Origin of the sequence: Bacillus sp. B15-48 (assembly GCF_016879755.1) — a bacterium.
Lineage (GTDB): Bacteria > Bacillota > Bacilli > Bacillales > Cytobacillaceae > Mesobacillus_B.
The window spans coordinates 1-20557 of record NZ_WOFU01000002.1; the positions used below are offsets into that span (position 1 = coordinate 1).

The following is a 20557-nucleotide window of genomic DNA, read 5'->3' on the forward strand; positions in this document are numbered from 1 at the left end:
CCCAGTGTGGCCGATCACCCTCTCAGGTCGGCTACGCATCGTTGCCTTGGTGAGCCGTTACCTCACCAACTAGCTAATGCGCCGCGGGCCCATCTGTAAGTGACAGCCGAAACCGTCTTTCAGCCTTTCCTCATGAGAGGAAAGGAATCATCCAGTATTAGCCCCGGTTTCCCGGAGTTATCCCAGTCTTACAGGCAGGTTGCCCACGTGTTACTCACCCGTCCGCCACTAATCGTCAGGAGCAAGCTCCTTCAGATTCGTACGACTTGCATGTATTAGGCACGCCGCCAGCGTTCGTCCTGAGCCAGGATCAAACTCTCCAATAAGAGTAAGCTTTAGCTCATTAAATAAAACGTTGGCTCATGTTCTCTATATTAAATAGAAGAAACACGATAAATATTGTTTGTTGACGCTTGTTTGTTTAGTTTTCAAAGAGCAATCATCACTGACGTTTCAGCGACAAGAAATTAATTATACAATATTAATTTCAACTTATCAACACTTTTTTAAGAAAAGTTATTGTGATGTGTTTGTTTTTTTAATCGCTGGCGAAGCAGCTAAATAAATATATCATCCTTTCTATTTAACAATCAATGGTAATGTTTGACAGTTTTTAAAAGAGACTTTATCCAGTTTTCCTAAAATAGCGTTAATATTCGCCTGAGGAAACGCACTGATTGGAGTTCACATGAGCGCCTACACCCATGCCGGCCTACATAAAAAGGGACAGCCTCCATTATAGCTGCCCCTTTTCTATCACTATTTTAACCGTGCCGACACCTTTCTCGTCACCCATTTCTCAATTTCAACGACGATAAAGACAATAATTCCAATCATAATTGGGAAAATCCAATATTCGGCCTCAATCGGCACGGTTCCTAAAATCGTATTCATGAACGGCAAATACGTCACACCTAACTGAATAACAATGAGTAACCCTGACACGAGAAACGCAACTTTGTTCTTAAAAAAGTCTTTTGATAAAGCAAAGTTCCGCTCACTTCGACAGTTATACAAGTGAAACAATTGCGCAAGAACAATCGCCTGAAGTGTAACAGTATTCACTATTGCCTGATCATAACCATTATTGATCAAATCAGCATTCATCAGTAAGATTCCGCCACCAATTAAGAGTGAAACAAAGACAATCCGGAAAATATAATATCCGCTTAACAGCTTCGTTTCTGCTTCACGTGGCGGCCGATCCATTGTGCCTTTTTCTAATTTTTCAAAAGCAATTGCAAGTGAAATGGTCACGGCTGTAATCATATTAACCCAGAGAATTTGCACTGGCGTGAGCGGCATCATCGTACCAAATAAAATACTGGCAAAGATCAGAAAAGCCTCCGCTCCGTTTGTTGGCAAAATAAATAAAATCGTCTTCTTTAAGTTATCATAGACACGTCTACCTTCACGGACTGCACTGACGATCGTATGGAAGTTATCATCGACGAGAACCATTTGTGATGCATCCTTTGATACTTCAGTTCCTTTAATTCCCATCGCTACCCCGATATCAGCCCGTTTTAATGCTGGTGCATCATTCACCCCGTCACCCGTCATCGCACAAATATGTCCATGCTCTTGTAGAGCTTGAACGAGTTGCAGTTTGTTTTCCGGACTCGTTCGAGCAAATACATCATATTCTATTGCTGCTTGTTTAAGCTCTTCTGGCGTCATCTTGTCAAGTTCGCGACCTTCGATCGCACGCGTTCCATCACCAATGCTAAGTTCCTTTCCAATCGCAATTGCTGTTTCTCTGTGATCACCGGTAATCATTTTCACGACTATTCCGGCTCGCTTACATTCTTCGACTGCCAGAATTGCTTCTTCCCGAGGAGGGTCAATGATTCCGGCCAAACCGAGAAACATTAGACCAGACTGTACATCTGCATGATCAATCGTTTCTTGATCAGAGCGAACTTTTTTCATCGCAGCCCCAATCAGTCTCTTTCCCATCTTCGCTTGCTTCGTCATTTTATCTTCCCAGAAAACTCGCTCCTCGGAGCCCACTTCCATATTTGCCATATCAAAAAGTCGATCCGGGGCCCCTTTCACTAATACAACTCGTTCCCCGTTCATCTCCACTAAGCAAGCCATGTATTTGTATGCTGAGTCAAAAGGAATTTTCGAAAGAGCTTCTAACCTTTGAATAGGATGATTAGCTTTTCCCACAAGCGTGATCAAGCAGCTTTCGGTCGGCTCACCGTTAATGACCCAATGTCCTTGATCATCTTTGTATAGACTCGCTTCATTCACTGTCTTCACACATGTTAGGAAGTTTATTAGGTTTTCATCAGCCTCAACCTTTACTTCCTTTCCATCACGTTCGACCTTTCCTTCAGGAGCATACCCGGTGCCTGTTACATCGTACTCATGGTTAGCTAAAATAACGGATGTGACTGTCATTTCATTTTTCGTCAGCGTCCCTGTTTTATCTGAACAAATGACGGATACGGCTCCTAATGTTTCAACAGAAGGCAAATTACGAACAATCGCATTGTTTTTCGCCATTGTTTGAACACCTAGCGCTAAAATAATCGATAAGATTGCTGGCAAACCTTCTGGAATTGCCGCGACAGCTAGACCAATAACTGCAAGCAATAATTCTGCCGTTTCATAATCATGGAACATTAAACCAAAGACAAACATTGCCGCTGCACCAAATAAAATGACGATGGAAATCATTTTCCCGAACTTCGCCGTTTGCTTTAATAGTGGTGTTTGAATTTCTTCCACTTCAGTCATCGACGTATTAATTTTCCCAAGTTCAGTATGTATACCGGTCGCGACCACGACTCCCATCCCTGAACCAGAAGCAATCGACGTCCCCGAAAAAACCATGTTTTTCTTATCACCTAACACCGTATCTTCCGGCAACGTATCAGCATTCTTTTCAACAGAAACAGACTCACCTGTCAACGGTGATTCCTCGACTTTCAAATTATCCGCACGTAAAATACGGAGGTCGGCAGGAACTTTATCTCCTGCACTTAATAACACAATATCACCTGGAACAAGTTCGTTAGAGTGAATTTCTGCCCGTTGACCATCACGAATAACATTCGCTTTTAATGACAACATGTTTCGAATGCCATCAAGAGCCTTCTCTGCTTTATTTTCCTGCACATAGCCAATCACTGCATTAATGATGGCCACAAGTAAAATAATAACCGTATCGATGTAATGACCTAATACGAAAGTAATTATAGCAGCTGCAAGTAACACATAAATCAATACATCATGAAAATGCTTAAGAAATTTCCTCCATTTCGGTTCTGTCTGTCCTGCAGGAAGTTCATTTTTCCCATGTTCTCCTTGGCGCTTAGAGGCTTCCTCATTCGACAGCCCTATTTTTGAATCGGTCTCAAGCTTCTTAATGACATGATTTGAGTCTAAGTTGTACCACTTATTCTCTTTCATCTTTACCTCCTCATTAATTAGTTGGTTTACTATAATTGTAACTTTTTCCAGTCCATATTTGCTTGAAATCCTGGAAATTTCAAGAAATTTTTGGAGATTTTCAAGTAATAACTCGCCACATACTGGAAAAAGGATTTTAGGACTCCTACCCTACGGTTATTTTTATGCCTAATGAAATAGTGATAGAGAATAAAGATTTAATTTTACGAGATGATTGGGTGGCTGAAAAAGGAAATGTAGGGAGATATTTATAGATAGAAAGTTTTAAGAATTTATAAAGAAATATAAATTGGTGAAATTCCATAGAAATTAAATGGGTCGAGGGAAATGGAAAAAATTAGGGAAACATCAGAACCGTCCCCATGTTTCAGTTTCCGACAAAATACAGAATTACCAGAAAATATATTGACCGTTTAAGCGAATCGGGATATTATATAACAATACAATTTATAATATAAAAAGAGAAAAACGAAAAAGATAGTAAGAGAATAATTAGAAATTAAGATCTACTGGAGGGAAATTCGATGGAACATCGCAGTAAAATTTTAGACTGTACGATTCGCGACGGAGGATTAGTGAATAATTGGGATTTTAGTGTAGAATTTGTCCAAGACTTGTATAACAGCTTGAGTGCAGCTGGGGTAGAATATATGGAAATTGGCTACAAAAATTCCGCTAAACTTCTTAATGCAACTGAACCAAATCCATGGAGGTTCCTTGATGATGGCTTTTTAAAAGAGATCATCCCCGAGAAAAAGTTTACAAAGTTATCAGCGCTAGTCGATATTGGACGCGTGGATCCAGATGACATTCTCCCGCGTGAGCAAAGCGTTTTAGATATGATTCGCGTGGCCTGCTATATTCGCGAAGTCGACAAAGGTTTAGAGCTTGTCCAAATGTTTCACGATTTGGGCTACGAAACGACACTTAACATCATGGCTTTATCTAGTGTTCCTGAATATCAACTTATTGAAGCATTTGAATTAATTGGGAAAAGTCCTGTAGACGTTGTTTATATCGTTGACTCCTTTGGAAGCTTAGATCCTATAAACATTGAACATCAAGTGAAAAAGTTCCAAGCTATGATTCCGAATAAACAGCTTGGCATCCATACACATAATAACATGCAGTTGGCATTCGCTAATACATTAACTGCGATGCGAAATGGCGTCACGTTCCTCGATTCGTCTGTTTATGGAATGGGTCGTGCGGCCGGCAATTGTCATACAGAGCTTCTCGTTAGCTACATACAAAAAACAAGCTATGAGCTTAAGCCTGTTCTTAATGTCATTGAAAAGCATATGCTTGACATGCGAAAGAAATGGGAATGGGGCTATATTATCCCTTACATGATTTCAGGTGTTCTAAATGAACATCCTCGAGTCGCTATGGCTTATCGAAATAGCGACGATCGCGACAAATTCGGTGACTTTTATGATAAGGTGACTACACCTGAAGTCACAGTGGCCACGGCATCGAAATAAAATAAAGCTAAAGGTACTCTGTTTATCAGGGTACCTTTTCCTATTTTTAACATATTACTAAAAGATAAAAATAGAATCCGAGCTTCCATCCCATTGCCGTAATTGTCACAAGATCGAGACCTCTTTGATTAGCTTCATTAAGGAAGTAGGTCAAATCCAGCGGTAAAATGTCTTAATGAGGTTATCGGGCCTTCATAAGTCAGTTTCATTCCGCGATACTGCTTTCTGTTTTGATAAATTTCTCCTAGTGCGTTGGCAATGACATCCATATGGCTATTCGTATACACTCTTCTGGAAACGGCAATTCTCATCGCTTCGATATCAGGAAATACATCCTCCCCAGTGATGGAATCTTTAGAACCGAAAGCACAGGCTCCCAGTTCAACTGCTCTCACCCCCGCTTCTTCATATAAAGCGACAACCAAGCGTTGGGAGGGGAATTCACTTTGAGGGATATGTGAAAAAAATCGTCTGCCGTCGACGTAAACTCCATGCCCTCCGGTTGGTTCAATAATTGGAATCCCTTGCTCCTTCAGGTGGTCCCCTAAGTATTTCACCTGGTTAATTCGGTACTCCAAATATTCTTCTTCCGCAGCCTCTAAAAGGCCTACAGCTAGCGCCTCGATGTCACGTCCAGCTAAACCACCGTAAGTGATAAACCCTTCATGAACAATTGCTAATTGCTGTGCTTGTTTTAAATTTTCCTCATCTCTTGTGACGAAAAGGCCACCAATATTTACGAGACCGTCTTTTTTCGCACTCATAATTGTCGTTTCACAATAGGACAGCATCTCTCTTATGATTTCTTTTATTGTTTTATGTTGATAACCTGATTCTCTTTGTTTAATAAAGTATGCGTTTTCAGAAATCCTCGCCGCATCAATTACGACCGGAATATTATACCTTTTGGCTAACCGACTCACTTCACGAATATTTTCCATCGATACAGGCTGACCACCATTGTTATTACATGTCACAGTAATCATAATAACGGAAACCGACTCCGGTCCCTTATCTAGAATCAGCTTTTCCAGTTTTTTTATGTCAATATTTCCTTTAAACGGGTGCGGTGGACTTTGAGCATCCTTCCCGATATCTACAACATAATCAACTGCTAAGGCGCCTAGAACTTCGGCGTTTCCTCTAAACGTATCAAAATGCATGTTTCCCACTGCATACTTGCCTGGTTTTGTATAAATTTTAGCCATGATGGAATCCGCTGCTCTTCCTTGATGGGTCGGCTGGACATAAGGCATTCCGAAAAGATCTTGAACAGTTTCCTTCAATTTATAAAAGCTTTTTGAACCAGCATAAGACTCATCGCCAAGCATGATAGCAGCCCATTGTTCGCTGCTCATCGCCGATGTACCGCTGTCGGTAATACAATCGATGTACACATTTTCCGCTTTTATTTGAAAAACATTATAGTTCGCCTCTTTTAACCATGTTTGCCGCTGTTCTTTTGTCGTCTTTTTGATCTTTTCCACTACCTTGATTCGGAATGGTTCTGCTGTCATAAAGCGCATGTCAGAAACCTCCTTTAAGTAATACATTCTTTTTCATTCTTATAACTAGTTTACAACTCAAAATGGATGACTAGAATGAAATGGAAAAATTTTCATCCCCTTTTAGTCTGATGAAAAATGGTCTGACTCCCCAATAAAGCAAATGCTTTACTCCATTGACAATCAGAACCTATTTCACTAAATTTTTTCCATCAGGATAGCTTTATAGGAACCGGCTTATCAAGTATTAATTCATCTTCTTTGACAATACATCATAGGCTAGTATCTGCACACCTTGTCGCGATGCTTGAAGTAACACATCCGCAAAGGACGAATCCATTTCTCTATTCGGGATGAAAGCTCGGCAACCTTTTAATTGTACGACAAATAAGATCGTACAGTGGTATCCTTCTTGAACAGCTTTTGCTAATTCTAGGATATGTTTCGTTCCTCTTGTCGTCGGTGCATCGGGAAACATTGCAACTCCGTTATCCTCAAGCGTAACGCCCTTTACCTCAATGAATCCTTTCTTCCCTTCCTTTTCAAAATAAACATCAAATCTGGATGCCCCATAAGTAACCTCTCTTTTTAACTTGCTAACCTTGCCAAACTCAGAGATTTTCCCTTCCTTGAGTGCTTCAAATGCTACGCTATTTGGCGCCTGAGAATCAATATTGACCCAGCTGTCATTTTTAGCAACTGATATAAGCGAATACCTAGTCTTTCTGTTTGGATTGTCACTTTGTTCTAAAAGCACTTCAGCATCTTCTTGAAAAAGTTCTTTTAAACGACCAGTATTTTTAATATGCACTTGTTCTTTTACGCCATTTATGTAAACCTCGGCAATGAATCTGTTTATTTTCTTATAAAAATGGCCGGGTACAACGTTTCCATATTTCATTTTTTCACTTCCGTATCAATTGTCTTTAATGCCATTTTACTCTATCAGAATTTTAGGTTCACGTTCAATTGCTTGGCTTAATTCTCAAACCGTTGTAACTTAACATCGAGATTCTTTTTTCTAATAAGAAAGGCTAACTCGAAAAGGTGTTGTTAACCACCTTTTCGAGTCAGCCTTATGAATGTTAATTATTTTCACTAACAGAAATCTTATTTTTCCGTAATGTGTGCTTTAGGACTTTCCCACTGGCATTACGAGGAAGAGTATCGAGAAATTCAATTTCTGCAGGTATCTTATATTTAGCTAATTTCTGTTTACAATAATCAATCACCTCTTCGGTCGATAGATACTGACCTTCCTTTAAGACGATAAATGCTTTCAGTACTTCCCCATATACTTCATGCGGAATGCCTACAACGGCAGCTTCAAGGATTCCATCTAGTTGATACAACACTTCTTCCACTTCTACTGGATAGACATTTTCACCACCGCGAATAATCATGTCTTTCTTTCGATCAACGATGTATAACAACCCATCTTCATCAAAACGGCCTAAATCACCGCTATACATCCAACCATCCTTTAATGTATTTCGAGTCGCTTCGTCATTTTTTAAGTAACCTTTCATCACTTGTGGACCTTTTACAACGATTTCACCTACTTGTCCTATAGATACGTCATCTCCATAATCATCTACCACCCTGACTTGTGTATAAGGCAAAGGTTCACCAACTGAGCCGATTTTGTCTAAGGCGTAATCATCCTTTAACGTTGTTGCACCGGGGGAGTTTTCCGTTTGGCCATACAAATTTTGAACTTTAACCTTTGGGAATAAGGCTTTCACTTTTTTTACTAACTCATATGGCATTGGTGCTGCACCATAAGTAAACAGACGTAGATTCGATAAATCAATTTCTGTTAATTTCTGTGTATTTAAGAGAATGCTATAAATTGCCGGGACTCCGAAGAAAATCGTTACTTTTTCTTTTTCCATTGTAGCTAACGTTTTTTCAGGCGAGAATGCCTCTTCAATCACCACTGTACCACCTTTTAATATCGTCGGTGTGCTAAAACAATGGCTGGCTGCACAGTGAAATAAAGGCGTAACAATATGCATACGATCGTCTGCTTTCATTTCTAAAGAATCTGCCCAAATCTCTGAAATCGCACGAACATTTTCAGCTGATAGCATCACACCTTTTGGTTTTCCGGTTGTACCTGATGTATAAAAAATGACAGCCGTGTCGTTTTTTTCAATCTTTGGCTGTGCAAATGGAATAGAATGATCTGTAATAACAGCTTCGAATGTTGCTTTTCCACCAACTTCAAGATGATCTTGAAAACTTTCCATCGGATTTTCAAGCTCATCCCATAAATGATAGATGCTGTCATCATATATGATTGCCTTTGCTTCTGAATGCTCGATGATATATTCAACCTCTGGTCTTGCTAGCTTAATATTAATCGGAAGGACAGCAAATCCACCCAGCTGGCATGCATAATACGAAATAAGAAAATCATCCGAATTTTTTAAGTAAAGGGCAATGATATCTTCTTTTTGATAACCTTTTGCTTGAAAATAACCAGCTAAGTTCTTTGCCTTTTGATAAAACTCACTATATGTCGTTTCTCTTCCATTATAAGAAGAAATCACTTTATTTGATTGTGTCTTTGCATGTTGAGCTAACTGTTCAAAAATAAACATGAGCGGCATCCCCTTTTGAATATTTTAAGTTTTCCTAATATTCAAAATTATACTACAAAACAGCTTCTTGTGACAGCCTTTAAAAAATAGGGGGCCTGCTTAAACCCATTAAAAAATTAGAGTGAATCCACTTATTTTTTTAGTAAAATCTCTTTAAAATCAACCGAATCTCACGCTAATAAGCAATCCAATATAAGAAAATTGGATTGCTTATTAGAATATTATCTATTGTTTTGTACACGATCCCCTTCCCTTCTGAATCTTTAAATTCTCCCTTTAACTTTTAAATAATCCATTGCTTGCACTGCAAACTCTAAGATTTCTCGTGATTGAAAGGCATTGTTTTTTAAACCAATCGCCTCTGTGATTCGTTCATACTCATCAAATAGATTGCCTTCGTTTCCATATGGAAACGAAAGATATTGAAAACCGTATTTGTCGTTGTTGATGAATACTGAATAAACCATCAAGGCATTTTGATTGGCCGCCTTTGTATTAAGCAAGTAAATCCCTTCTACTTCTAAAAGATTCCCACGCTGATCAGTTGCAGTCAACAAGCCGTCGGCTATTTTTAAAAACAGGCAACGGTTGAACGGAGGTAATCGCTTTATATCTACATAGGGATTATTCATCATGAGAATTTTCTTTGTATCTTCCTTACTTAGGATAATTGTCTGTCGTCCCGTTTTATAATAAAAAGCTGTTACCAGGATAGCAGGTAATATGTGTTCTTTCACTCGATGCTCGTTTTCTTTGCCAACCACTTCAAGAACTTTTTCCTTCACATAAGCTAGATCTGTCGCCTTCGAAAAATTCACTTTTGCTGCAAGTTGCTTATAAAAATCCCCCATTATTAAGTTGTCCCAGTTGCTTTTCATTGCTTGAAACTGATGATTCTCTGTCATAGGAACCCTCCTATACTATTTTCATCGCGCGATTAAGCTTTGAATGGCAACTTCAGTTTGAATTTTTTTTCAATTGACTGCAGCTATCTGCTATCACTAATAATTTCACAGTATATGTTCTGGTGAATGCGTTTATGCTTGACGTGAATACCAGAGACTCGAAACGGAACATTTAGATTTCTCTATAATGTATGATTTTTTGCTTGTTTCATCCCTTATCTTCATAGAAAAATGAGTCCAATGTTCATGCTTTTTGTCACCTCCGCGTTCAACTTTACGTTAAATGAATAGTGGAGCGTCTAATGAATGCTCTTGTTAAAGGGATTGTGTGTCATTGATAAGGAGAGATAGGATGGTTCATTATGTTTTGTTTGATTTTGATGGAACCCTTGCTGATTCTAAGGATGTATTTATGGCTGCTTGGAATCAGTTAGCGAAAACGGGTCACATTCAAAAAATTGATCAACAAGAATTTGAAGAACTTAGAAAACATTCGATACGTGAGCGTGGGAGACGATTAAACATCCCATTAATCAAAATGCCGATGATTCTTTCGAAACTTTATCGTTCGTATCGGCATTTTTCCAGAGAAATCAAATTGTTTCATGGCGTGAAGGACTTGCTGGATGATTTAGAAAGCCATGGCTACCAAACCGCAATTATATCGTCTAATTCTGAGGATGTGATTCAAGATGTCCTGCACCGAAACGAGATTACAAATGTTTCACAAATTCTTTGTTCTAGGCGAATTTTTGGAAAGGATCGATTGATTCGTCAATTTCTAAGGCAGCATCAACTGCAAAATGCCGAAGTCGTGTATGTCGGTGATGAGCAACGAGATGTTTTAGCTGCGAAAACCGCTGGAATAAAAATCATTGGAGTCAGCTGGGGCTATGATACGAAAGAGCTTTTACAATCTGCACAACCTGATTACATGGCACAATCACCACAGGAAATTTTAGAAGTGGTGAATCAAAACTGGGCCCTCCGATAGCTGGGGCCCTGTTATTTTTATAGACGGATTAAGATTCTTTATGAATATAGTTTCACCCTGTTTCTTCCGTCTCTTTTTGCCGCGTATAGTGCATCATCGGCTTCCCTTATTGCCGTTTTCATTGAAATATGATAGTCACCTTCGTGAATGAGCTGACATGAAACGCCGATACTTACCGTTACATTGAGCTCATCTCCGTTTACGACGAACCGAGATTCAATTAAAGATAGTAAAATAGATAAGTATGGTCTTGAACCTCTCCTACCTCCAATAAATCATATTAAATCCGTACATTAAGTTTACAAGGCTTTAATATTTGGATGATATGATTGGATTAACAAAAATTGAGGAGGTAGTTATATGAATGCACGTGCAATATTTATTGATATGGATGGGACATTACTAAATGCCTCGAATGACATATCCAGCCGCAATCTCGAAGCCATTAATCAGCTCGTTCGTCAAGAAGTGAAGGTTTTTCTAGCTACTGGTCGACACTATGAAGTAACTGCTCCATACCATAAAGAAATTGGTTTACGAACGCCAATGATTTGTTTGAATGGTGCCGCTATTCACGATCCAGCAACTGGTAGAGCTTTACAAATGAAAACCGTCCAACTGAACGAAGAACGATTCCATCACCTTACCGCGAAACATCCTTGCAATGTGATGATCCACGCAACGAATGGGCTCTATTGTAAAGAAATCAATGAAGAAGTCGAATATTGGACAAAAATTGGGCAAACTCCACCACAGTATATTGGAGATTTAAGAGAGGCAAATTATCAGAATGTATTAAAATATAGTGTTCGAACAGGTGAACCAAGCCCTGAATTATCCGCTTTGTTTAAAAAGGAAGCAGAAGTCATCAACTGGAATGACGGGTTTGAGCTGGTTGCTCCTAATGTTTCCAAATGGTCTGCCATTAAAAGCTTACTCCGTACCTATCGAATTAGTCCGAATGAAGTCGTCGCCATTGGAGACGGACCAAATGATCTAGAAATGCTTCGTCATGTCGGTACTGGTGTGGCAATGGAGAACGCTAGCGAAAAAGTTAAAGCAGCTGCCGATTTTGTGACAGGTCACCATGAAAACGATGGGTTAGCTGAGTTTATTGAACGTTATCTTCTGAAATCATATGAATCAAAGGTCATTTAAATGGATAGCAAAATAATTAATCGCATAAAAAAAGACAGATGTGACTGATATCTTCGATTCACACCTGTCATTTTTATTATCACGAAGATGTTTCTTTTGACTAATTCCCTCGATGCAAGAAAGGACATTTTCTTTCTATTATATTAAATCTCTCCTATCAGCATCTCAGTGAACACTGCTTACAAAAAAATATCCATGCGATCAATCAGGTTATAATGTTTCGCTTCTTCTAATAAATCATCTTTTATCTTTTTTGCCAGTTTGATTCTTCCCGCTTCTATCGTAGAAATCAGTTCTAATCCTGATGTGTGTTCCTTTTCATGAAAATACTCTATTATAATCTCTTGATATTTTGTTTCATCTATCACTTCAAGATTGAGAAAATCGTCTCCCCGATCTGTTACTTTTTTTGTAGCAAGGATAATGGCATACAAACTATATAAGCCTGAAAAATATTGAGGAGAACCATCAATCTGATAGAAGATTCTTTGCTCGCCAGATTTGCTTATTGTAAATGATGATTGAATAAGTGAATCTAAATAAATGGCGTGACCATCAATTTTGTCGACAATTTTATATTCTTTCCCATTCACTAACTCGCGAAAATCATTTCGAATGAGTTGATTTTTTGTAATATACTTCATTTCCTCATGCATCACGTTCACCTCACTAAGGTTATTAAGCTTTTCCACTTTATAAGCTAAAATATATTTCTGCTTATCTTTTATAATCTTATTGTATCATTCTTGTTCTTTTCCTGTTTTTCTTCCAAGTCTTCAGTATCTCTGGATATACTTTCTTTAAAAACATCTATAAAACGACAACATTTTTAAAAACATATGTCACAATTAAATTATGCAGATTTTTAATTCAATCGTTCATTGGTGTTGATTTCCCTTATAGGCACTTCACAAAAAATCAACATCACACTTTAACACAACCAATCAAAGGGGGAAATATCGTTGTCTTTAAAAGTTGGGGATGTGATTACATTCGAACGGTCTTTCACAATCGAAGATGTTAAATTATTTACGAAGATTTCAGGTGATGAAGGTACGCACCATCTTACTCCTGATGAACAAGGAAGACTTGTCATCCAAGGTTTGTTAACCGCTACATTGCCTACAAAAGTTGGTGGAGATCACAATGTACTGGCACGTACAATGAATTTTGAGTTTTTGCGACCAGTATTTACAGGAGATAGAATCGTCTGTGAAGTCACGATTGAAAACTATCAAAAGCAAGACGATAAGCGAACAGCGATTTCAGCATCTTTCCTATGTAAAAATCAGCATGAGAAGCTAGTATTGAGAGGAGATTTTGCGGGAGTCATATTGTAAAGCAAAACTTCCATCAGAGTGGGGGATTCATCCCCCACTAATGGTTAGTAACCCAGAAAAAGGAGCAATCTTTAAAAAACGGATTCATGGTTCTTATAGTTTACATCAAAAGTGTATTCTTCAAGCTATCACTTTTTTTCTTTTTTCGACAATCCATAGACTTAGAAAGAGGACCACAAACATTAATAGAAAAGAGGCCATACTAATCATTAGGATTGTTTCATCACTCCAACTTGTAAATCTGGTAAAAACATCAGGGATAAAAAGAATTGCTGGTAGCCAAATAGGAAGCCATGTTTTACTCCAAATCGCCGTGAAGATAAAAATACCAGTGCAAAGCACGACAACCATCACATCCGTTGTCCTACTACCTATTAAAAACGGATCAACCAAAAAATAACTAACTACCATTACGAAAATTACCATAAAGGTTACGATTGAACTTGCAATGATTCCCCCAATAAAAAGCTTCTTCATAGAATATTGCTTCCTACCGGCTTGCTGCAAAAAGGAAACGTAAATCACAAGCCCCAACACAGTGATTATCGGTAACCCAACGACCTGTATGATATTTAATGTGAACTCCCCTCTTATAGCCGGCCCCATTAAAAAATAGGCAATGACTCCAAGAAAATAGATTGGTAGGAGTTTTATTAAATGTTTATAATCTGTCTTCATTTCCTTTTTCAATGAAGCCATATATTGTTCTGGTGTAAGATCAATGATATCATCTATGCTTCTCCCAGTTTTCTCTACTTCAATGAGGTGATCCTTTAACTCCTCAAGTAATTCCTTAATTTCTCGTTCATTCTTTCCTGACACCATTAAATACATTCTCAGATTTTCAATAAATGTCTCACTTTTTGTTGAAAGCAAACCCTTTTCCTCCAATCTCCTTTTTACACTCCTTTTATTTTCTTATTCACATACATAGCTAACAAAAGAACGCCCCCAACAAGGAGTGACGCCCACCATGAAAAATCAAATGACGGACCTAGTTCTGGTACAAATCGAGCGCCTAACATGACAACGGCCATCCCTATTGCCCCAGCGAGACCTGCTTTAATTGTATCCTTCCGGGAATGACGTTTTTCTTGGAACAATGACCGTTCGACAAGCTTGAAAATATAGACAATCGTGATAATCACAAAGACTGCAATGATCAGTCCAATAAATAGTGCGGAAAGCGGATAAACCTTTGTATTTATCTCTGTAAATTGCGATAACACAAGGAAAAGACCTCCTCTTATAATCAATAACCAGCCTACAATATTAGCAATGATTCCTCCTATAAAGGGGATAAATTTCCGTTTCTTCTCTTTTGGAAGATGTTCAATCATTTCATCTGCATAGTCCTTTGGTTCATCCCCAAAGATGTCTTTTGCTGTTTTCCCCTCGTTTTGTCCATCGAGTAAATGATCGAGCAATTCCATTAATACTTCTTCAGATCGCTGCTCTGAAAGCGTAAATTTTAGTCGAATATAAATGAGCAAATCACTATAATAGGCTTCATTTTCTGGAGTTAACATTTCTCTTTTACGATTGTTTTCTTCAATTAACTTCTTCGTGTTCATCATACTCTCCTCCCCAGTAGCAATTCGCTCACCGGCTTTGAGATTTGTTCCCATTCTTCGGTGATGATCTCTAACGCCTCATGCCCCGCTTCTGTTAAAAAATAATATTTCCGATTGGGTCCTGATTCAGAAGGTCGCATTTCTCCACGAATGAGTCCATTCTTTTGGAGTCTTAAAAGAATCGGATAAATCGTCCCTTCACTTACATCCGCTAAACCGATATTCAATAGCTTTTGGGAAAGTTCATAGCCATAAACAGGCTCCTTTTCAATGACAGCCAATACACAGCCATCTAATATTCCTTTTAACAATTGGCTTCTCACTGACATTTTCATGATCCTTTCTCCACTAACATGTTATACAAGGTAGTTGGAAATAAAAAATAGGTCATCTTATGGTATTTGGCAAAGCAAGATAGTTCATTTTAAAACAACTACTTTGTTATACATAGTAGGTGTTTTAAGTGTAAATTTTTTCCGTTTTTTTGTCAATAGGCTTTTAAGCTATCTTCCTTTAAAACAAGTAAACCACTTGAAAGGTTTTACATTATTGCCTATAATGAGTTTTTCGTGTCATTTATCCTTTTCCTCATAAGGCATTTAATATGGTTGTTAAATGAATTTAAAGGGGATTCATAGATTTTATCTAATTATAGGCAATACTTTGGAGGACAACATGAACCAATATCCATTTTCCCGCTATCTTTATGTATTTTATTCTTTTATCTTTTTACTCTATATTATGAATGTGTTTATCGGGAGTGAAAGCTTAAATTATCTCCTAGGTATCCTTACTATCATTACATTAATTATTTCATTTCCATTAGCTTCAGGACTATTTAAAATTCTTGGGGGAGCATTCCTTGCTATCGGTAGTTTTTTATTTTTTACAACGGGGCAACCTCTTCTCAATGTTCCCCAATTGCTAACATCCAATTTGTCATTGTTAGCCCTTTTAGCAATGCTGCCTTGGATGAATACTGTTGTTCAAAGTGGCCGCTTTGATCGCAGTTTAAATCAACTAATAAAAGTGAACGTTTCTGACTTAGGCAAGCTATATCCGCGTAGCTCAATCATTACACATACATTGGCTGCCTTTTTGAATTTACCAGCTGCGACCATCTCTCAAGAAGTTTTAAAGACGAATTTATCTTCACTTAGCAAAGAACTACGCAATTCATTTATTAATACTTCAACGCTTAGAGGTTATTCATTGGCCTTAGCATGGAGTCCTTTGGAGATCACGTTAGCAGTCGCCATCTTTACTACTGGGGTTGACTATGTTTCGATCTTGCCTTGGGTATTATTGATTACGGTAATTACTATTTTACTTGATTCACTATGGGGTCGATTTCATTATCAGAAATACTCATATGGGAACACCGATGAAGATAACAAACAGAAATTAAATGTGAAAGAACTAACAAAGAAAATTGCCCATCTAGTCCTATCGCTTGCCTTGTTTTTAACACTAGTTATTTTATTTGGCAATCTATTTCAGTTAGGTTTCACTTTAACGGTAACACTCCTAATTTTCCCATTTGCGTTTGTTTGGTCGATGATCATGAAAAGAAGTCGTCGTTTCTGGGTAATTGGTTGGAATACATGGAAAACAAAAACAAATACGATGCAAAATTTCATCGTTCTTTTTATATCACTATCCTTGTTTTCAAATAGTTTAAATCAATCTTCGTTTTTAGATATTATCCAAAAGCCGCTATTACTCGTTTCAGATTACTCGTTTATTTTATTATTTTTCATTCAAGCTATCTTTGTTATCTTAAGTTTGTTTGGGATTCACCCAGTCGCAACGATAGGGATTTTAACTGGGATTATTACGCCTTTATTAGAAATAATGAATCCAGTTAGTATTGCGATTGTTTTGATCACTGGCTCTGTAGCTACATTCACCGTAGGAACATATGGCTTGCTTGTGACGCTGACTTCAATAAATTTAGAACAAAGCCCATATCGAATCACTTTAAAAAATATGCCGTTTGCCTTGTTTACCGGTCTAATTGGTACCCTTGTTGCTTATTTAATTTTATAAAAATAGTTCCAATGACTACTTAGATTAAAATGATGTTGAACAAAGCATTCACGGAGGGGGAATACAAGGTTAGTTGCTAAGTTTCATCCTAGAGATTCCTTTTACAGAAAAAAAACAGGTATGATTCATACCTGTTCTTTCATTTAAATGAGCGCATATTAATGACCGAATCAGCTAGCCATTGTTTTATGTAAGATTAAGCAAAGACTTGACTTACCTGCATTAAGTCGTCCCTTGCTTCGATATATTCTTGATGGAGCTGATCCACAAATGCTCTTGCACTTGTTACTTCCTTAACCACACCGATTCCTTGGCCACTGCCCCAAATATCCTTCCAAGCCTTTGCTTTCTCAGCTTTCTCATCACCTGCAAAATTCATTTTTGACGGATCACTTTCAGGAAGATTTTCAGGGTCAAAGCCTGCCGCGCGAATGGATGGAGCAAGATAGTTTCCAAGAATTCCCGTAAATGAATTGGTATAGACAATATCATCAGACGTGCATTCAACGATTGCTTGCTTGTATTCCTCTACTGCTCGTGCTTCATGGGTAGCAATAAATGGCGAACCGATATAAGCAAAGTCCGCACCCATCGCTTGCGCAGCTAATATTGACTTTCCAGTTGCGATCGAGCCTGCTAAAGCTAATGGACCATCGTACCACGCGCGGATTTCCTGAACCAATGCAAATGGACTCTTGCTTCCAGCATGTCCTCCTGCCCCTGCAGCAACGGCAATGAGACCGTCTGCTCCCTTTTCAATCGCCTTGTGAGCAAACTTATTATTGATGACGTCATGCAGAACAATTCCCCCATAGCTATGAGCAGCTACATTCACCTCTTCACGTGCCCCTAACGAAGTGATAATAATAGGTACCTTGTATTTCACACATAGTTCCATATCTTGTTCAAGGCGGTCATTGGATTTATGTACGATTTGGTTAATCGCAAATGGTGCTGCTGGACAATCGGGATTTTTCACATTGTAATCAGCTAGCGTTTCAGTGATTTCGTGCAGCCATTCATCTAATTGTGAGGCTGGTCTTGCATTTAATGCAGGCATCGAACCAACGATTCCTGCCTTACATTGTTCAATCACAAGCTTTGGATTGCTAATGATAAAAAGCGGTGATCCGATTACAGGAATCCTCAATGATTTCAAGACAGATGGAATATTTGTCATTACTACTCCCCCAATTTCAAATTATATTGACTAAAATGAAAGGACATCTATTAAAATTTTGTAAAGCCTAGGTATATACAAATCATCCTTCTATTTAGTAGTACTATATTTAATGGTCTATAGTCAAATAGTTTCCTAATTTTACAAATATTTGATATTTACATAGATGTTTAGTTTAAGATAGGAATGACTCTCCTCTGACTGCATTTCGATTCCTTCAATTATATCTTCAATTTTCACTTGCATTTAGCTTCTCTCCTTCGATTCAGGATTCTGTCCGAATAAACCCCTCTTTCAGACTACTTCTCTCCTTCGGCTCAGGATTCTGTCTGAATCAGCACCTCTTTCAGACTACTTCTCTCCTTTGACTCAGGATTCTGTCTGAATAACCACCTCTTTCAGACTACTTCTCTCCTTTGACTCAGGATTCTGTCCGAATGAACACCTCTTTCAGACTACTTCTATCCTTTGATTCAGGATTCTGTCTGAAACAGCACCTCTTTCAGACTACTTCTTTCCTTCCGCTCAAGCTTTGAACTGCACCCATTTGATAGTCAAGTTCCCTTAGTAGGCGTTGAAGGCTCTTCGAACACCACATTATTATGCTGATGTCTATAAACATAGCGTTTTAAAAGCGGAACAAAAATAAATAAAATAAATAACACTCGAAACAGCTGATAAGCACTAACTAGTGACAAATCGGCATTAACGACGGCAGCGGTCATTCCCATTTCTGCAATCCCTCCTGGTGCCGCTCCTAAAAAAGCCGTTGATAGTTTCATAGGTGTAACATGGGTAAGAACATAAGCAAGAATGAACGAGAACAAAACTAGCAAAACACTGCTACCGACCGCAAGCAAACCTAGTTTTTTCTGGTTTCCGAGCATATCCGGCTTTACTTTCATACCAATATTCATCCCCATCGCAATTTGTGCAAGAATCAGTATCATCGGCGGTAAAGCCGGAGCTTCCCTTCCAGTCAAAATTGCTAAAAAAGCGATTAGCAGAATCGGGCCTGTCAACACGCTCGTAGGCAAGCCAAGCCTTTTCCCTCCCAAAAATCCGACAACTGCCGTACATCCAAACAAAAAGTATGTCGAAAAGTAAGCTGGTCCTGCCTTATCAACAGCACTATATATTGGCACCTGACTGCCGACCGCATTTCCTTCAATGCCGTAGACCGTTAAAAACGGGACAAATAAGACAACCAATAAAATTCGTATCACCTGTAAAAAGACAATAACGGATAAATTTGCTCCTTTCATTTCCTGACCAATGATCAACATTTGCGATAAACCACCTGGGACACTGCCAACCAAGACACTATTTTTATCTAGGTTTGTATTACGAATGATCATCAAGCCCATTCCAATGCTTAACAAAATCATTAATAATGTGGTAACGATCATAAATGGAAAATGATGTAAAACCTCTAGCGCCGTCTCACGCGTAAATGACGCCCCGAGTGTATAGCCGAATAATAATAACGCACTGTTAAATACCGTTGTAGGCATTGATAAAGATTTTTTCGTCACTAACTGCCATATAGACACGGCAAATAAAGGCCCGAGCATCCACGATAAAGGAACGTGTAGAAATGTGAATAAGTATCCGCTCCCAATGGAAATCGCTAATGCTTGTAAAAAAAGAATGAATTGATTATTCATGATTCTTCGCCGCCCTTAAAGCATAGATGCATCATATTTGTTGTTCCATTCAATAACTCATACTCCAACAAATGGAAAACAACCTTATTATAACATCTAATGGTTGCTTCATCGATACAGTCGTACCACACAGCCTGCCTATAGAATTTTTCATAAAAATTATCAAAAAAATCACTTAATGCATTCAAACGATCTCCTCTGTAAATCCCTCATACAACAAGTTGTTCGATGTATTCCACTTTATGCCTTAGTAAAATATTTTTATTTTAAATATTTCGTTCCATATTCACTTTTTGTACATATGTTAAGTAATGAGGGGTGAAATATGATGAAAAAAACACCGGAACAGTTTGAAATCGAGACGCTAAAGCAAATTAGAAATAGACTTGATTATATTAACTCCATTGCAAAAACTTACAACTATGACAATCCTGAATTAATGGACACAATTGATAATTTAGCAGCGGTGGCGAACATGTTTGCAAAAGTTAAATTAGAAGAGTTACAAGGGAAAGCAGAAACATCGAGCCCTCAAGGTTACATTGTAAGTAAATTAGGAAATTCATATTCAAGAATGAAAGCTTATGAAAAGAAAAAAGATACTGACTTTCCACCTTGGAAGCTCTAACGTTTAAAATATATCTGAAAAGCACCCATTAACAACTGGGAGCT

The 20557-nt window shown here is 38.2% G+C and carries 18 protein-coding genes and 1 rRNA gene; 6 read left to right on the forward strand and 13 right to left on the reverse strand.

Going from position 1 to position 20557, the window contains the following annotated elements:
- Together GNT69_RS05485 and GNT69_RS05490 are read right to left on the reverse strand one after the other, a co-directional pair.
- A 16S ribosomal RNA gene (locus tag GNT69_RS05485) occupies positions 1–326 on the reverse strand; the annotation flags it as partial.
- A 433-nt stretch (positions 327–759) separates the two neighbouring features.
- Positions 760–3423 (reverse strand): cation-transporting P-type ATPase, encoded by a 2664-nt coding sequence (locus GNT69_RS05490; protein ID WP_203553980.1) that lies wholly within the window; start codon positions 3421–3423, stop codon positions 760–762.
- 524 nt (positions 3424–3947) lie between these two features.
- On the opposite strand from GNT69_RS05490, the gene GNT69_RS05495 reads away from it, so the two are divergent.
- Entirely contained in the window at positions 3948–4907 is a 960-nt protein-coding gene (locus GNT69_RS05495) for an aldolase catalytic domain-containing protein (RefSeq protein WP_203553981.1), read from the forward strand.
- A 137-nt stretch (positions 4908–5044) separates the two neighbouring features.
- Here GNT69_RS05495 and GNT69_RS05500 read toward each other — a convergent pair whose 3' ends face one another.
- The 4 genes from GNT69_RS05500 to GNT69_RS05515 all read right to left on the reverse strand — a co-directional run bounded on the left by GNT69_RS05500 (position 5045) and on the right by GNT69_RS05515 (position 9923).
- Positions 5045–6433 (reverse strand): tryptophanase, encoded by a 1389-nt coding sequence (locus GNT69_RS05500; protein ID WP_203553982.1) that lies wholly within the window; start codon positions 6431–6433, stop codon positions 5045–5047.
- A gap of 226 nt (positions 6434–6659) precedes the next feature.
- Positions 6660–7313 (reverse strand): DNA/RNA nuclease SfsA, encoded by a 654-nt coding sequence (gene sfsA / locus GNT69_RS05505; RefSeq protein WP_239094074.1) that lies wholly within the window; start codon positions 7311–7313, stop codon positions 6660–6662.
- A gap of 184 nt (positions 7314–7497) precedes the next feature.
- Positions 7498–9018: a class I adenylate-forming enzyme family protein gene (locus GNT69_RS05510; protein ID WP_203553983.1), complete on the reverse strand. Its 1521-nt coding sequence runs from the start codon at positions 9016–9018 to the stop codon at positions 7498–7500.
- A 263-nt stretch (positions 9019–9281) separates the two neighbouring features.
- A complete protein-coding gene (locus GNT69_RS05515; protein WP_203553984.1) occupies positions 9282–9923 on the reverse strand; it encodes a hypothetical protein in 642 nt (213 codons plus the stop codon).
- Positions 9924–10275: 352 nt separating this feature from the next.
- Here GNT69_RS05515 and GNT69_RS05520 point away from each other — a divergent pair, with 352 nt between their 5' ends.
- Entirely contained in the window at positions 10276–10917 is a 642-nt protein-coding gene (locus GNT69_RS05520; protein ID WP_203553985.1) for an HAD-IA family hydrolase, read from the forward strand.
- Positions 10918–10955: 38 nt separating this feature from the next.
- Here GNT69_RS05520 and GNT69_RS26160 read toward each other — a convergent pair whose 3' ends face one another.
- Entirely contained in the window at positions 10956–11189 is a 234-nt protein-coding gene (locus GNT69_RS26160; RefSeq protein ID WP_203554845.1) for a diguanylate cyclase domain-containing protein, read from the reverse strand.
- 88 nt (positions 11190–11277) lie between these two features.
- On the opposite strand from GNT69_RS26160, the gene GNT69_RS05530 reads away from it, so the two are divergent.
- Complete coding sequence (locus GNT69_RS05530) at positions 11278–12075, forward strand: HAD family hydrolase (RefSeq protein WP_203553986.1); 798 nt, start codon at positions 11278–11280, stop codon at positions 12073–12075.
- Between the two features lie 179 nt (positions 12076–12254).
- Here GNT69_RS05530 and GNT69_RS05535 read toward each other — a convergent pair whose 3' ends face one another.
- On the reverse strand, positions 12255–12731 hold the full coding sequence (locus GNT69_RS05535) for a hypothetical protein (RefSeq protein WP_203553987.1): 477 nt from the start codon (positions 12729–12731) through the stop codon (positions 12255–12257).
- Positions 12732–13037: 306 nt separating this feature from the next.
- Here GNT69_RS05535 and GNT69_RS05540 point away from each other — a divergent pair, with 306 nt between their 5' ends.
- The gene (locus GNT69_RS05540; protein ID WP_203553988.1) at positions 13038–13415 is read left to right on the forward strand and encodes a hotdog domain-containing protein; all 378 of its coding nucleotides are present in this window, start codon (positions 13038–13040) and stop codon (positions 13413–13415) included.
- A 120-nt stretch (positions 13416–13535) separates the two neighbouring features.
- On the opposite strand, the gene GNT69_RS05545 is transcribed toward GNT69_RS05540, so the two are convergent.
- From GNT69_RS05545 to GNT69_RS05555, 3 genes are read right to left on the reverse strand one after another with little or no spacing between them, the layout of a single operon-like run.
- A complete protein-coding gene (locus GNT69_RS05545; RefSeq protein WP_203553989.1) occupies positions 13536–14291 on the reverse strand; it encodes an HAAS domain-containing protein in 756 nt (251 codons plus the stop codon).
- 23 nt (positions 14292–14314) lie between these two features.
- Positions 14315–14989 (reverse strand): DUF1129 family protein, encoded by a 675-nt coding sequence (locus GNT69_RS05550; RefSeq protein ID WP_203553990.1) that lies wholly within the window; start codon positions 14987–14989, stop codon positions 14315–14317.
- Entirely contained in the window at positions 14989–15318 is a 330-nt protein-coding gene (locus GNT69_RS05555) for a PadR family transcriptional regulator (protein WP_203554846.1), read from the reverse strand. The genes GNT69_RS05550 and GNT69_RS05555 overlap by 1 nt, the downstream gene beginning before the upstream one ends.
- 346 nt (positions 15319–15664) lie before the next feature.
- Here GNT69_RS05555 and GNT69_RS05560 point away from each other — a divergent pair, with 346 nt between their 5' ends.
- Positions 15665–17038 carry a hypothetical protein gene (locus GNT69_RS05560; protein ID WP_203553991.1) on the forward strand — a complete coding sequence of 458 codons (1374 nt, stop codon included), beginning with the start codon at positions 15665–15667 and terminating at the stop codon, positions 17036–17038.
- 196 nt (positions 17039–17234) lie between these two features.
- Here the strand turns inward: GNT69_RS05560 and GNT69_RS05565 are convergent, their stop codons facing one another.
- Entirely contained in the window at positions 17235–18218 is a 984-nt protein-coding gene (locus GNT69_RS05565; RefSeq protein ID WP_203553992.1) for an NAD(P)H-dependent flavin oxidoreductase, read from the reverse strand.
- A 554-nt stretch (positions 18219–18772) separates the two neighbouring features.
- Positions 18773–19885 (reverse strand): AbrB family transcriptional regulator, encoded by a 1113-nt coding sequence (locus GNT69_RS05570; RefSeq protein WP_203553993.1) that lies wholly within the window; start codon positions 19883–19885, stop codon positions 18773–18775.
- A gap of 325 nt (positions 19886–20210) precedes the next feature.
- On the opposite strand from GNT69_RS05570, the gene GNT69_RS05575 reads away from it, so the two are divergent.
- Complete coding sequence (locus GNT69_RS05575) at positions 20211–20513, forward strand: hypothetical protein (protein ID WP_239094075.1); 303 nt, start codon at positions 20211–20213, stop codon at positions 20511–20513.
- Positions 20514–20557: the final 44 nt, after the last annotated feature.

Coding starts and splice junctions, on each gene's coding strand:
- GNT69_RS05495 (WP_203553981.1), top strand. CDS start 3,948: ATGGAACATCGCAGTAAAATTTTAGACTGTACGATTCGCGACGGAGGA.
- GNT69_RS05555 (WP_203554846.1), bottom strand. CDS start 15,318: ATGTCAGTGAGAAGCCAATTGTTAAAAGGAATATTAGATGGCTGTGTA.
- GNT69_RS05560 (WP_203553991.1), top strand. CDS start 15,665: ATGAACCAATATCCATTTTCCCGCTATCTTTATGTATTTTATTCTTTT.
- GNT69_RS05575 (WP_239094075.1), top strand. CDS start 20,211: ATGATGAAAAAAACACCGGAACAGTTTGAAATCGAGACGCTAAAGCAA.
- GNT69_RS05515 (WP_203553984.1), bottom strand. CDS start 9,923: ATGACAGAGAATCATCAGTTTCAAGCAATGAAAAGCAACTGGGACAAC.
- sfsA (WP_239094074.1), bottom strand. CDS start 7,313: ATGAAATATGGAAACGTTGTACCCGGCCATTTTTATAAGAAAATAAAC.
- GNT69_RS05565 (WP_203553992.1), bottom strand. CDS start 18,218: ATGACAAATATTCCATCTGTCTTGAAATCATTGAGGATTCCTGTAATC.
- GNT69_RS05535 (WP_203553987.1), bottom strand. CDS start 12,731: ATGCATGAGGAAATGAAGTATATTACAAAAAATCAACTCATTCGAAAT.
- GNT69_RS05520 (WP_203553985.1), top strand. CDS start 10,276: ATGGTTCATTATGTTTTGTTTGATTTTGATGGAACCCTTGCTGATTCT.
- GNT69_RS05570 (WP_203553993.1), bottom strand. CDS start 19,885: ATGAATAATCAATTCATTCTTTTTTTACAAGCATTAGCGATTTCCATT.
- GNT69_RS05550 (WP_203553990.1), bottom strand. CDS start 14,989: ATGAACACGAAGAAGTTAATTGAAGAAAACAATCGTAAAAGAGAAATG.
- GNT69_RS05490 (WP_203553980.1), bottom strand. CDS start 3,423: ATGAAAGAGAATAAGTGGTACAACTTAGACTCAAATCATGTCATTAAG.
- GNT69_RS05510 (WP_203553983.1), bottom strand. CDS start 9,018: ATGTTTATTTTTGAACAGTTAGCTCAACATGCAAAGACACAATCAAAT.
- GNT69_RS05500 (WP_203553982.1), bottom strand. CDS start 6,433: ATGCGCTTTATGACAGCAGAACCATTCCGAATCAAGGTAGTGGAAAAG.
- GNT69_RS05530 (WP_203553986.1), top strand. CDS start 11,278: ATGAATGCACGTGCAATATTTATTGATATGGATGGGACATTACTAAAT.